The sequence below is a fragment of the Pseudomonas fluorescens group sp. PF-1 genome (genome assembly GCF_054481335.1).
The window spans coordinates 154,129-167,129 of record NZ_JBTMNG010000003.1 but is presented as its reverse complement, the minus strand read 5'-3'; the positions used below and the strand labels follow the sequence as shown (position 1 = coordinate 167,129).

Genomic DNA, 13,001 nt, shown 5'->3' with positions numbered 1-13,001 from the left:
CTGTTGGCCAACGCTCACAATTCGAGCATCCCCATCTTGGCCAGACGGACTCATGACGCCCCTAAAATTTCCCATCTTGTTGCTTGCTGCCGCTATAAGCAGCACTTCCCTTGCGGGAGAGACCAAGCCCGCCGAGTCAAAAACGCCCCAGGTTGCTGGTTCTTCGTTCTACCAGGACAAAGAGCGCGGCTGGTTCTGGTACGAAGATCCGCCTCCTGAACAGGAACCCGAAAAACTCGAGCCCGCGCCGGTTCCAGCGCCCCCACCTCAAGCCGAAACGGAATCCTCCGAGCCAGCCGCGCCCGAGCTGCCACCGACCGGCAGCGTGGCGTGGATTCGCGAAATGCTTCCGAAACTGCGTGATGCAGCCATGGATAACCCCACCAAGGAGAATGTGAGTGCGTACTTCTGGGCTCAGCGAATCATGCTCGACAAGGCCGAGCGATTCTCACGTCACTCCGTCGACGTAATCCGTAATGACCCATTCCTCGACGAGGATATGCGTTATCCCGCCTCCAACGCCGCTTCTGACGCTCTAGCAACTGCGGCCGGCAAGCAGAAAGAAACCCTGTTGAAGCTCATCGCTGGCAGCTCTGCGCTGATGTTCTTCTACAACGGTAATGACTGCATTTTGTGCGAACAGGCCCTGGCAGCGGTCTCTGCTCTCGAGTTCAGGTACGGGTTTACTGTCATGCCCGTCTCGATGGATGGGGCCCCCCTTCCTGGCGGCAAATACCCAAACACACAGTACGACACTGGGCTCGCAGAGCAGCTGGGCATCATCACCTCGCCGGCGCTGGCCCTAGTCATCCCTCCGAATGACGTGAAGATCGTCAGCTTCAGCACCGTTTCAATGGAGACGGCAACCACTCGGATTCTAATGGCGGCGAATGAAGCGGGGCTGATTTCCGATCAGGAATACAACGCCACATCCCGCCTTAACACCATGGGTTTGATCGACGCCACGAAACTGGCTGACGCACCGCCCGACGCAACAAAAAACCCTAACGAATTCGTGAATCGGATGCGCGATGAAGCTCGTCGCGCCTTTCAAAAAGACAACGGAGGTGCCCAGTGAAAATCAAACCGATCGCCCTTGCTGTAGCGCTGATGGTGCCCTTCGGGGCTCACGCGAACATTCAACAGCAGGTCAATGAAATGTTCAGCGGCATGATCAACGTCACCAGTCCAGGGGCATATAAAACAGCCACCCGCGGGGTTATTACCGGCGGCTCCGTTGTCCTTCGGAATCGGATATCCACTGCCAACCTCATCAGCATTACCCCGCCAAGCGCAAAGGGTGGATGCGGGGGGATCAACCTTTACAGTGGCTCGTTCTCCTTTATCAACGGCGAAGAGTTCGTAGCGCTCATGAGGAATGTGGCGTCGAACGCTGCTGGCATTGTTTCGGGCTTTGCCTTTGAGTTGGCCCTCGATGCGATGGACGCTCAGACAGGTGGCGTGATCCGCAACCTGGCCAACAAGATCCAGGCGCTCAATCAAATGTTTTCCAACAGCTGCCAGCTGGCGAGTGGGTTGGTTACGAATGCCAAAAAGGCATATGAAGAAAGCACCGACTTCAAATCCGCGATGACGGCCTTCGGGTCGAACGTCTCATCTGACTTCTTTACCGCGAAATCCACCAAAGAAGACTCTCCAGCGAACCGGATTGCTGCCTCTGGTAAGGCCGTTCAATGCGAGAACACAGGGAACGTTCTGTGGTGCGCCATGATGAAGTCTGGCCTCCAGTCGCAGATCCTATTCGGCAGCGATGAAAACGCGGAATTCATCATGTCGATGGTCGGCAGCTACAACGTGTCGCTCACCAACGACGCCAGCGGGGGAAAAAACTTCGCTGCGCATCCCATGCCGAAGCTCATCACCGGCGAAGGTCTGAAGATTCTGGTTGAAGGCTCAACCAATCTCGATGTCAAGGTCTACCAGTGCGACCAGGATGACCCTGACTGCTCAGACCCGAACATCCGTACTCTCACCAGCTTCAAGGGCCTCGAAACCCGAATCCTTGAGGATCTTCAAAACAATGGAATCCTTGAGCGTTTTGCCAACGGCACTGCAACCGCTGCTGACGGAAACCGGATTGCATACCTCGCATCAAGCCGCGTAGGGGTGAATCTGATGAAAATCACCCAGAAGGCAGGGGCTCAATCCGGTTATGACTATCTGAATCAGTTCGCCAAGAAAATTGCTGCTGATGCATCGATGAGCCTGATCTACCAGCTGCTTGGGCACACAGAGAAGGGCCTGACCAGCCTAAACATGGCGGATGCTGGGAAGGTGATCGAGGATCTGCGGGCTACAAAGGGTGAGCTCATGGACGAATACCGCTCGTACATCGAGGACGCAATGCAGGGCAAAGATGCCGATGGCCAAGCAGAAAAAATGCTCCAGATGGCCCCTGTGTTTGATAGCGGAACCCTGCCACAGGGAACCATCAACGATAACGCAGGCGCGTAACGGAGATATCCATGGACTTCACTATCTACACGACAGGCAGCGCCGAGTTCCTTGAGATCATGCTCAATGCCTGCGCAATGATCACAGGCAGCGGTGACGCAGAAGATCTTGCCCGTATTGGCGCGCTGATAGGCCTCTTTCTGTTGGCGTTCCAAGCAGTTTTTAACAACCAGGCCATTACCTTCGGTAAGGCGGGCCTTGTGCTCGTCCTTTACATGATGTTCTACGGTCCTACAGCCACCACTGTTATCGAGGATACGGTGTCGTCGCAGGTGCGGGTGGTGGACAACGTGCCTCTTGGCCCTGCCTTTGTCGGCTCAGTCATCTCAACGGTGGCCTACGGCATTACAAAAACCGCGGAGCAGGCATTTTCTACTCCAAGCATGACCGACTACGGGCTGTTCTCGAGCCTGAGCACATTGTCGAAAGTGCGCGACGCTCTTCGGAACCCGATGGCACTGGACGGCTTCCAAAACTACCGAAAAGCGGACGGGTGGGATCTGCCCCGATCGGTGAACGAGTACATGACATTCTGTTCACTGAACCCCGTGGCGCTGAGAACGGATAAGACCTTGACCGACTTGTACCGATCGCCTGGCTGGGCGGAGGTGCTGTCAAACCAGAACTCATCGATGTTCATCTACGTCTATGACGGTACCGCCGGCACCATGAAAAGCTGTGCAGAGGCGCGGTCGTTTCTCAACGCCCATTTGCAGAACGTCTATACAGACGTGCTAGAGGACATTCTCCAGAAAGGGTTCAGCGAAGAGGCCAAGACCAACCGCATGACCAGCGGTATCCAGGTTCAAGCCGCTACTGACCAAGCTATTCAGAGCCTCGCACTGAGTAGCAAGTCGGCTCAGGACTACGTTTTGACTTCGCTAATTGCGCCGATTTTCAACGATTCCCGTGTCGATGCCATGAACCATTGGCAAGAGCAAAGAGCCGCAATGGCTCTTCGCGAATCGCTCAACCAGCAAGAAATTCAATGGGCGGGGAAGGGCGACAGCTTCAAACACTACATGAGACCGATGATCGCCTTCTTCGAGGGCATGCTCTATGCGATGACGCCGTTCATGGCCTTTGCTTTGTTCCTGGGTGGGCCTGGCCTTTCTATCCTCGGCAAGTATCTCGTGTTGCCGCTGGCGGTGGGTTTGTGGATGCCGCTGTTGAGTATCGTGAATGCTTTTACCCTCTGGTATGCAGGCTCCCAGATGGAAGCCGTATTCAACGGCTACGACCCCACAGGTTCTGGTTTCGCAATGCTCCAACTCATGGACATAGACAAAGCCATCGGCAAGGCACTGGGTATTGGCGGTCTGCTTGCGGCGTCCGTGCCTCCATTGGCACTGTTCATCGTTTCCGGCTCTGCCATGGTTGCCAACAGCGTCATGAGCCAAATGACGGCAGGCGACAAATTCAAGTCCGAAGACGTTACTCCTCGATCTCAGGAGAGCGCACCTGTCCTAAGCACCAATGCTTCGTTCACATCTGACCAGGTAAGCGCGGGCGTTGCTAAAACAGGCACTCCGCAACTTGCAGAAACCATCAGCAGCGAGCAGGCCGCTAGTGCGGTCGTGCAGAGCGCAAATATGGCCTCCCAAACTGCAACCTCGCAGTACCAGGAAAGTCTCAAGGCAGCCGGGCAACAACTCAACTCGTCTGCCACAGGACGGCAAGCACTTGCGCAGATCGGGGAAAACCTTTCGGCAGGTTCGGTCCTCAGCTCGAATGCATCTTACAACGAGGCAAAAGAGTCCCTGCGCAGCCTCGGCTTCTCCGAGTCGTCGCTGAATCAGGCCACGTCCAACGCCGCGATGGGCATTTCTACGCCACTTGGCGGCATGAAGCGGTCGGACAACACCTCGGCCGACACCATGACTCAGGAAAGCAGAGCCAAGGCGGAAAAAGCACTCGCGCAACTTACGCAGTCTGTCCAGGCAACCGATTCGAGCACGTTGACCTTTGCGACGGGCGATGCCTTCTCCAGTAGCGCGTTGGCGCAGCAGAGCGCATCGAACACAGACGAGATCGGGAAAACCCGTTCGAGTGCCCTTCAGGCGCAACAGACCTATAGCCAGGCATCTGCTCAACAAGATTCGATTAAGGCAGGTCAATCACTCAACCTTAGAGACGCCGGCGTCAAAGCGCTCACCCGCGGGCTCGGCCGCAATGAAACTGCGCTGGCGCTTGAGAAAATGGCAGGACAAACAGAGTCAGGCAAAGATCTGTACAAACAAGCCTTTGGTAGCCAAAGCATCCAAGACATGTCGAAAGACACGAGCGAGCGTCGTGCTATGGCAGCTATTCGTGCGATCAACCAGGATGGACGCCTTGGTGAGCTGTTGATGAGCCCATACAACCCCTTCGACTTCAACGTCAACCAAGGCGATGCCAACGCGAACGCCGGTCTCACCGGTGATGCTGCGAGCGCTACGGCTGGCACAGATGCCATTGGCGGCAGGTTCGATGCGAAGTGGGGCTCCAATGCAGGTGCTTACGCGAGCACGAACGACATGAACGTCAGCGGTTATCAGGCTACGAAGGAAGATGGGGCTACGGCCATTGATCAGCGCAATGCTGAGAACCTGAAGCCCGTGATAGAGGCAAGCACGTCGAATTCGGGAGCCATTGATAACCGTTCATCCCAAGCGGCCTATGACACCCTGGCGGAGCGAGGCGAAGCCGCAAGACAAGGCTCCAATCTAGGCAAGGTAGTGGCCGAAGGTGCCAACTCGGCGTTTACAGGTATCGATACGATTGCTCGAGCGTTCCGCAGCAGCTCAGATAGTGAAAAGCTCGACAACTACTATGACATTGGTATCAGTCAAGGGCTGAAGCCAGAGGAGGCGCAATACTTTGCTGCCAAAGCAACTGGTGAGTTCGGCGAGTCCCAAGGGGATGCTTATCGTGAGCTGAATAGCTACTACCGCAGCCAAGGCATCCGGGATGACAACTACATCGCCGGGGCTATTACTGCGATCGATGATGCTGCCAAGGCCCCTGAAAGCGGTTCCTATCCCACCCTGACGGCGCTCGCGGACTCAAGGGATGCTGTGCAGTACCAGGCGTACCAGGGCCCGTCGAACGAGGATGTTCCTCAAGTTCCAACCCAGGCTCCGGCCCCACAACCAGCCAGATCTGTTCCACCACCTGCTCCATCACCATCCTCGGCGGAACCCACCAACCTCAAACCTCAGCGACCGACAGGAATCAATGCTGACTAGATGACATAAAGCTGAAACGACAAGGCCGGGATTCCCCGGCCTTTTTCTTACCCAACTGCATATTTTACCCCTTGAAGATTTCAGTCAGCCGATCCTTCACCGCCTTTGCGATTTGCTCCCGGAACAGGAACAACAAAACAGACAGACCAACGCTCACACCGACCGCCTCAGCACCCAAGCGGGCGAACACAACGATGTTGATCAAAAGCAACACCATGATGCCGAAAAACTCAGCATTCGCCTTTGCGCCAGTGAGAACCTGTTGCTCAGTCAGCATCCACTTGGGCGACAGGCAAAACGGACAAACCGAGGACTCAGGGTCACGGCCACCAACAGGGATGCCGCTGATGTAGAAAGGGGCGCTAGTGATGACCTTCGGGACCATCATCTTCTTGCAGCACTGGCACTCAACTTTGTCGTTTCGCATCTCGTTCACCATTCAATTCATCTCATCAACATAATCTCACTACCAGGCAGAAACCCAAACAGAAAGCCCCAACCAAGGGGAGCAGGGTTTGCGAATAGCTTCTCGTGGATGGGATTCAGTGGTTGCACCAGATGCATCGGCCGGGCTTGAGCGCGTAACGAGCATTGATCTCCTTGCACTTGCTGCATGGGGTGAGAGTGATGTCTCCGGTCTTCATTGCGTTGCTGAGCTGGTAGCCATTGGAAGGGGAGATCATATCGCTGGCCTCGACGCCAACCGCTTTACACAGCTCCACATACTCACGATGAGCCGCAACCACCGCGCGAGCATTCGTCCGCCGAAGAGGATTGTCGGCGAGCAGCCTGTACACAGTGAGGTAGAGCAGGCTGTGAAGAGGGCTTTCAGCCAGTGTCTTATTCGGTGCCTGTATTCGCCCGCTTTGGGACTGGACAAGGGGGGTATCCCGTAGCAAGGAGCGCTTCATCCGAACTACCTCGTCTGCATTCAATCCTGTCCATTGCGCGACCAGCTTCGGCTGTAGCTTCTGCTGAAGCAACTCGGTCGCAACCACATCGAGGGGCATCGTAGACGGATAGTCTTTAACCCGGCCTATGCCACTTACGCCAGGCTTCAGGAAGTACCGAAGGTCGCCAAGCAATACGGTGGTCACGTCTCTCAGTTGATCATCTGGCGATGATAGGTTCATCCTCAGCTTCCTGAGGTTGCACCTGGTGCCAATCGAGAACCCGCCGCGGCTCACCAGCATCATGCGAGAGTCGAAAGATCCTGCCTCGAACACCCGATACCCAACATCGTCGAGGCCTACAGCCAGAATAGGGCTTGTTTCGTTGACGCGGGAGAAATGACAAAACTCCATGAACATGACCATCTTGTTGCCAATCTCCCTGAACTCCTCATCGTCCAGGTAGCCCCTGCCGACTTTCAGGGTGTTGTAGTGAACACGGTAGAGAGAAACGGGAAGGGCATCTACAGCGTTCAACTGACGCTGGTTCGCGCTCAAAGACGAAAGCCAAACCATATCGCTTTGAGTCAAGCGCTGCTCGGCGAGAATGACATTGAAATCCCGCAAGCCAGATGTCAGCCAGCGCAGACCCATTTGTATCATCGATGCGTTGATCTTAACTCGCATGTCCCTGCCCTTACTTTAAACGCTGTAGTGAACGCCAAATGCTGAGCACATTACTCGCATACTCGCGTGCGTCAAGTTCACGCTTTGGGTTTCGTGTATGGTACCCACCAATAGCAAGTTGCATATCGACAGGATATTGAGCAATCGACTCGCAAAGTATCTGAGCACCAACGCGGATGTTCACCTCGGGGTCAAGAAGAAACTCCGGGCGCGCTACTCTATTGCCGTTCCAACGATAGTTTATTTGCATAATCCCTATGTCGGTGAGGATGTCTTCGGCAATATATTTGCCGAGTACAGCCTTGGCATCCATGTAGGTATTAGGGTACAGAGCGCCACTAGGTTCATTGCGAAGCGCAAACGGGTGTGGTGCAATCATGCCTTTTCCGGCAGATGTTTTAGATTCCTTTAGAGCTAGTGAATATAGAAGCAGAGGGTCCGGCTTGCATGCGGAGGCCATTGACGCTCGCTCCCACATCGTTCCTTTTAATGAAAAGCCATTAGCTTTAGCGCTCACTGAAGTACCTATGGCAATGCATGCAGATACTGCAATAAAAGAGCTGATACGGATATTAAACATTTGCCCCCCTTATCCAGCTGGCAACTGGACGAGAGGCTGGCTCATTACTTACTTGTTCCTTTTTGTCATCAGCAACAATATTATCTTGCTGAGTATCTGCTTGCTTGCTTTTAGCATCTTCGGTCGCACTTATCATGCTTAGATATAGCGCTGCCATTGCAACAAGTCTTTTACCCCGATAATCGGGGTCAATAGTTTCAAGATGCGCGTGCAATTCTTGTGTCGCTGGCGTGACTCGACATTGTAGTCTCATCGTTTTATCCACATTCCCTCCTTAGCGCGTCCTTGCGCACCCGTTAAATTAAGAGCGTGCGATATGCCAGAAACCTTCGGCATTGCTTTTTACGCTGTTCACGGGCTTGACTACCAATGCATCGGGAAATTCTTTTCTGGCAAATGGCTCATACAATGAGGCTCCCCCGCCGCCGAGGATCACACAGTCGATAGCACGGCCCTTCAGGAATCGAAGTCCTTGCTTAATCTCAGTGAAAACGGATGGGATAACACGTTCGGCAGCACGCTCTAGATATTCTGCAAGTTCAACCTTGCGGCCATAAATCAGGATGTATGACTTACCCGACTGGAGCGCATGTTCAATCTTTTCTACGCCAGGAATACCGCCATGATCCTTCGCAATCTCTTCATTGCACGCTTCAAGTACAACAGACATAGCCTTGAGGCTGCTGCTGCTGGAGTTGACTACCAGCTCGCGATGGTCAAATACGACCCAATCAACACTGAAAAATCCCGGATCGATAATGATCGAAACTGACTCCTCAATAACTTCCGATGCATCTGAGTTGCAGTAGATCTCTGTCAGAGTCCCGATCGGCTGAGCAACAACCTCTACTCGCTTAACGGTAACCTCTCGCTTTGGCGTAATGCGATGCGTCCCAGTCATACGCTTTACTAGGGCTTCCACATAGGCCTTATCGCGAGCCTGCGAGACAGGAAGGCCAGTTACTAAGCAGTCAATCACGTCTTTATCACCCGCAGCATGCAGCAGAGCTCCCTTAAACAGGGCCTCATAGGCGTGCGAAGACGTGTAATCCTCGTGCAGTTCTCGTCCATCCTGAACACGGCCGGGCGCGGCAAATGCCACCCAGGGCGCTCCATCAACCTCCACGATTACTTCACCAGCGCGTAACCCAGAATCCCCAGGCAGAACGCTCAAGGGAGCGGCCTGCGAGGGGCGAATAATCGACTCCGGATGCCCATCCCCACTGCCAAAAACGCCAATCACGTTGCTGTAACCAATATCCAGACCTAAGGCGTTACCCATTCGAATGCCGCTCCCAGCAAAAAATGACAAAAGAAGTGCGTCAGATGACGACGCGAATGACCCCGCAGCACATGAAACCCCACATCCAAAGAATCCCAAGCGCTATATCTGCATCACCCGGTCACCAGATGACGACGCACCGTAATAATCAGCCTTCCTGAAAGCTTTGGGCTTCGTTTTCAGGACGTTTTAGCGTCTGAAAACGATCCACGCCTTCTCTGTCGACCCGCAAAATGCTCCCATCCACAAAGGAGCAACATATGAACTCACCCTCTGAAGCCCCCAAGCACCCAGCAGTAGCGGAGCTTGATCGCGTCTATTCCAGCCTTGTCGGCCGAGCGGAGGAGCTGCGCGACTCTTTCTTCCAGACAGCCCTTTCACTGCACGCAGGTAAGCCAGGGCACATACCGATCGTGATCCGTATTCGGCAATCCAGCCCGAATGCCGTCACCATCGAATGGGCGAAAGTCATTTTGCCGAGGCTCAAGGAAGGCGAAGCCAAGAAACCGCGGGTCATCCGGACAATCAATAAGGGTCAGGGAAGCAAGTACCCGGTCTCGTCGTTCTCATTCGTCAAGGAGCCCTTGAAGAACATCGTTCGGGCCTACGAAATCCAGCTCGCCGAGATCCGGGAAACGTGCTCGGTCATTCAGCGAGTCCGCCGTCAGCTTGTCCCTGCGGTGAAGAAAGCTGGCGTGGTTGACGGCTCGATTTCTGCGTTCATCACTCATGATTACCCCGCAACGTCCGACTAAGCGAGTCGCCTGGGAACTGTGCCGAAAAATGGTGGAGCCCAACAAAATCAAGGGCTCCGACCTACAACACCTCTTCACGACACCCCTTCACGACACCCTTCGACGATGACGACACCTCTTCACAGTACCGTTTGCTGCAAACTGACCCGGCTGAATAGCCGCGACGCCTTAGCGGGCGGGCGTTTCAGTCCAGCAACACCCCTTCACAACACCCCTTCACGACACCCCTTTGGCGATGACGACACCCCTTCACGGCAACCATCTGACGTGGATATCGCTACACGCCCCGTTGCGCGGGCCTTTCAGAGCGGCGCGCATGAAACTAGCCCCAATGCGATTTTCTCTCTATGTGAGGTGAACCGTCAGACTCCCATAAGCAAGCGAGGTGGTGTGAGGGTGGTTTTCCTGAACCTGTGTCGCGAAGCGGGTGAAGGGGGTGTAACGGAAGTGAGCAAGCACCTGCGGGCAGGGAGAGGGCGGGCAGCGGATTCGGAGCGCACTAAATCCTTGGGATTGATTGCGATGGTGGGAGCATTGGCACAGCGCAAATTTGCGGGCTGGAGTAAGCAGCCAGGATTGAGAGGGAGTAAATCTCATGCTCGGGAGCGAACAACTGGAACTACTGCTTGGATCAATCGGCGCATTGAGTGCCGGGTTAGCAACCGCCTGGCTGACCTACTACGGATCGAGGTATGTACTCAGCGATGCAAAAACCGACTGCGCGAAACTGCGGGCGGCGATGAAAGCCTTGGCTGGCAAATCTGCGAGCGTAAGGGGAGGGCCTAGCGAATGATCTTCGCGAACCTGCCATACCTCGGAGCATGGACATCAGCAATCCACGGGATGATTTTCACTGGCATGTGCATTACCGGCATCGCTTGCTGCGTAAGCTTGTCGATCAAGTCAGCATTGGTTGTCACCAGCGTGATATCGAACATAAAGAGCCGGCGAAACACGGCAATGAACAGGCGGTGACATTTGGAGTTTAGAAAAAGAGATGGCGGCAGGTTATTCCCGCCGGTGCTACCAAACGGCGATTTCATAGGCGTTGCCCATGGGAGCCAACTCCGGCAGGTTCTTTTTTCAGTGCGGGATGACGGCCTGTACGGGGAGGGTGTATTTCTCCTATGGCACGAAATATCCGGCGTATCCATCACTGACGCCAAAGGATTCCAGATTCGGAGCGGAAAATATGCCAGCGGCGGAATTGGATTTTACGCAGGGGCATCTGCTCTGCTCGATTTGACTGGGGAAATCGTTACCCGGATAGATGGATACACTGTCGACTATTGCCTGATGAATCGCATCAGCTACGAGTCAAAACGGCAGGTGTAGGCCAGCTATTAGCAGTGAGTCTTCCTGCCTGCCCTGGGGTAAAGCCCTCGGAGGGACATTTGAAGAGTGGTTTATATGTGCAGAGGTTATTAGCAGTGAGGCGAGAGTCCAGCAAGACGACTGGGCCTTAACCGTATTAGCAGTGAAGCGGCTCACTTCCATAAAATAGACATTGGTGGGTGTGGTAGATGCCCCCCTGTGTCGCGAAGCGGATGAGTGCGGGCCGTTACGGTGACCTACAAATTTACGGAGAAAATGTTTTATGTACGGCGTTAATGAGTTGATCGGGGCCAGCGGTAGTTTTTCTCTTGAAGGATACAACCTCCCTGCGGATAAGGAGTGGTCTGAGGAAATATTGGAGGTGCTGCATGCAGACATTCCGGGCAGTCATGATCTCCTAATTGCAATCGTACTCACTCAGGAGTGCGCAGGGTTGCGTGAGCGGAGTTCTATGGCGATGGCGGTAGTGCTTAGTGAATACGAGTCAACGCTCGGGCAAGCGGATGCGTTGCGAGCAAGAACGTTTTTTGCCGCCGCTATCACAGAGCTGAAGATGGTTCTCGATGAACTTAAAGACCAGCCGCAAGCAGAACAGGAAAAAGTGTTGTCGCGTTTGGGGGAGTATTTCGGGGCTGGCGTCCAAAAGTTGGACACCTCTTTTGAGGGGATGGAGCAAGTATACTTGCTGAGCAACCCGAATACGGGGAGATATTGGTTGTCGCTGAAACGTCATGCTTAATAACGTGTCGCGAAGCGGAGGATTGGCTGGTGAGTGAGTGCGCAATTGCAGACATGGATAAGCGCACTCGCGCACTAGGCAGAATCAAGAAATGTTTTGCGCTCGCAAAATCCAGCAACCCGCATGAGGCCGAAGCAGCAATGCGGCAAGCCCGCAAACTTATGGACAAGTTCAAGCTGGAAGTAGGCGATGTGCGTGCTACCCAGGCGGAAGAATTCTCCCTGCGGATCGGTAAAGCCAAAAGCGTTCCGCCACAATGGATTCGCATGTTGTCGATGACTGTCTCTAAGGCGTTTGGCTGTGTGAGTTTCTACAGCTATGGGCCTGACGGGCAGTCGCTGATTTTTATTGGAGAAATCGGTAGCGCTGAAATGTCGGCCTATGCGTATGAGGTGCTTATCCGGCAACTGAAAGACTCCAAGAGAAAATACCTCTCAGGGGTCAGCATTCAGGGCACAGTGCAAAGGCGCAGAGCGGGAGTGCTGTATGCAGAAGCGTGGATCATCGGCGTACATAAACGAGTAGAGGAATTTGCCGGCGTTACGGAAGAAGGGGAGCGGGCAATCCACGCTTATACCCAAAGACATTATCCTGGTGTTCCGATCACAAAGATGAAACGCCGAAAACTGGATATGGATGCGTACCGAGCGTACATTCAGGGCAAAATGGATGGTGAAAGCGTTTCTCTGCACAAACCCATGGGGCGTGACGAGCACAGGCAGTTGGAGTTGGAATGACGCAGGGCCCAGGAATAAGTCCCGCTCGAGCGGGATTTTTTTCGCCCGAGGTTTGTCCCCTGAAAGTGGGGGTAAGCCTGTGGATAAAGTCCTGGCGTGGCGGTCTGGAAACGCTCCCCCGGCGATGCTCAAATTTCAACCAGCCGGGCGAAATTCGACATCACACTTGACGTTCGCAATCGAGACAGAGATATTCCCCTCGGCACACGGGTAGGTGCCTGCCGTCCACATTGGCAAAGCGAAAGCACTACCGACAAACCAACGGAACCCTTATGGGTGCTCCGAAGTGGACAC

General features: G+C 54.3%; 12 protein-coding genes. 6 read left to right on the top strand and 6 right to left on the bottom strand.

The annotated features are described in order from the left end of the window. The first annotated feature begins 52 nt into the window (after positions 1-52). The 3 genes from traF to ACX3YD_RS32655 are packed head-to-tail and all read left to right on the top strand — an operon-like array spanning position 53 to position 5,702. Entirely contained in the window at positions 53-1,078 is a 1,026-nt protein-coding gene (gene traF / locus ACX3YD_RS32665) for a conjugal transfer protein TraF (protein WP_169870533.1), read from the top strand. Further along, positions 1,075-2,475, top strand: coding sequence for a conjugal transfer protein TraH (locus ACX3YD_RS32660; RefSeq protein WP_013100919.1), 1,401 nt, complete (start codon positions 1,075-1,077; stop codon positions 2,473-2,475). The genes traF and ACX3YD_RS32660 overlap by 4 nt, the downstream gene beginning before the upstream one ends. A gap of 11 nt (positions 2,476-2,486) precedes the next feature. Next, positions 2,487-5,702, top strand: coding sequence for a conjugal transfer protein TraG N-terminal domain-containing protein (locus tag ACX3YD_RS32655; protein WP_458962157.1), 3,216 nt, complete (start codon positions 2,487-2,489; stop codon positions 5,700-5,702). Between the two features lie 64 nt (positions 5,703-5,766). Here the strand turns inward: ACX3YD_RS32655 and ACX3YD_RS32650 are convergent, their stop codons facing one another. The 5 genes from ACX3YD_RS32650 to ACX3YD_RS32630 form a co-directional block, all read right to left on the bottom strand. Then, the gene (locus tag ACX3YD_RS32650) at positions 5,767-6,141 is read right to left on the bottom strand and encodes a hypothetical protein (RefSeq protein WP_013100921.1); all 375 of its coding nucleotides are present in this window, start codon (positions 6,139-6,141) and stop codon (positions 5,767-5,769) included. Positions 6,142-6,244: 103 nt separating this feature from the next. Continuing rightward, positions 6,245-7,279, bottom strand: a complete 1,035-nt coding sequence (locus tag ACX3YD_RS32645) for a hypothetical protein (RefSeq protein WP_013100922.1) — start codon at positions 7,277-7,279, stop codon at positions 6,245-6,247. Positions 7,280-7,289: 10 nt separating this feature from the next. Continuing rightward, positions 7,290-7,859, bottom strand: coding sequence for a transglycosylase SLT domain-containing protein (locus tag ACX3YD_RS32640; protein WP_013100924.1), 570 nt, complete (start codon positions 7,857-7,859; stop codon positions 7,290-7,292). Beyond that, a complete protein-coding gene (locus tag ACX3YD_RS32635; protein WP_080922816.1) occupies positions 7,852-8,124 on the bottom strand; it encodes a hypothetical protein in 273 nt (90 codons plus the stop codon). Before ACX3YD_RS32635 ends, ACX3YD_RS32640 begins: the two co-directional genes overlap by 8 nt. A gap of 36 nt (positions 8,125-8,160) precedes the next feature. After that, complete coding sequence (locus ACX3YD_RS32630; RefSeq protein ID WP_028621613.1) at positions 8,161-9,141, bottom strand: ParM/StbA family protein; 981 nt, start codon at positions 9,139-9,141, stop codon at positions 8,161-8,163. A gap of 260 nt (positions 9,142-9,401) precedes the next feature. On the opposite strand from ACX3YD_RS32630, the gene mobI reads away from it, so the two are divergent. Next, the gene (gene mobI, locus ACX3YD_RS32625) at positions 9,402-9,896 is read left to right on the top strand and encodes a conjugative transfer protein MobI(A/C) (RefSeq protein ID WP_013100926.1); all 495 of its coding nucleotides are present in this window, start codon (positions 9,402-9,404) and stop codon (positions 9,894-9,896) included. Between the two features lie 782 nt (positions 9,897-10,678). Here mobI and ACX3YD_RS32620 read toward each other — a convergent pair. Next, positions 10,679-10,939, bottom strand: a complete 261-nt coding sequence (locus ACX3YD_RS32620; RefSeq protein WP_169870527.1) for a hypothetical protein — start codon at positions 10,937-10,939, stop codon at positions 10,679-10,681. Between the two features lie 554 nt (positions 10,940-11,493). Here ACX3YD_RS32620 and ACX3YD_RS32615 point away from each other — a divergent pair. Both ACX3YD_RS32615 and ACX3YD_RS32610 read left to right on the top strand, forming a co-directional pair. Next, entirely contained in the window at positions 11,494-11,970 is a 477-nt protein-coding gene (locus tag ACX3YD_RS32615) for a hypothetical protein (protein WP_011154398.1), read from the top strand. A gap of 53 nt (positions 11,971-12,023) precedes the next feature. Next, positions 12,024-12,707 (top strand): DUF2786 domain-containing protein, encoded by a 684-nt coding sequence (locus ACX3YD_RS32610; RefSeq protein ID WP_458962156.1) that lies wholly within the window; start codon positions 12,024-12,026, stop codon positions 12,705-12,707. Positions 12,708-13,001 lie beyond the last annotated feature (294 nt).

Coding starts and splice junctions, on each gene's coding strand:
- traF (WP_169870533.1), top strand. CDS start 53: ATGACGCCCCTAAAATTTCCCATCTTGTTGCTTGCTGCCGCTATAAGC.
- ACX3YD_RS32655 (WP_458962157.1), top strand. CDS start 2,487: ATGGACTTCACTATCTACACGACAGGCAGCGCCGAGTTCCTTGAGATC.
- ACX3YD_RS32650 (WP_013100921.1), bottom strand. CDS start 6,141: ATGGTGAACGAGATGCGAAACGACAAAGTTGAGTGCCAGTGCTGCAAG.
- ACX3YD_RS32645 (WP_013100922.1), bottom strand. CDS start 7,279: ATGCGAGTTAAGATCAACGCATCGATGATACAAATGGGTCTGCGCTGG.
- ACX3YD_RS32640 (WP_013100924.1), bottom strand. CDS start 7,859: ATGTTTAATATCCGTATCAGCTCTTTTATTGCAGTATCTGCATGCATT.
- ACX3YD_RS32630 (WP_028621613.1), bottom strand. CDS start 9,141: ATGGGTAACGCCTTAGGTCTGGATATTGGTTACAGCAACGTGATTGGC.
- mobI (WP_013100926.1), top strand. CDS start 9,402: ATGAACTCACCCTCTGAAGCCCCCAAGCACCCAGCAGTAGCGGAGCTT.
- ACX3YD_RS32620 (WP_169870527.1), bottom strand. CDS start 10,939: ATGAAATCGCCGTTTGGTAGCACCGGCGGGAATAACCTGCCGCCATCT.
- ACX3YD_RS32615 (WP_011154398.1), top strand. CDS start 11,494: ATGTACGGCGTTAATGAGTTGATCGGGGCCAGCGGTAGTTTTTCTCTT.
- ACX3YD_RS32610 (WP_458962156.1), top strand. CDS start 12,024: ATGGATAAGCGCACTCGCGCACTAGGCAGAATCAAGAAATGTTTTGCG.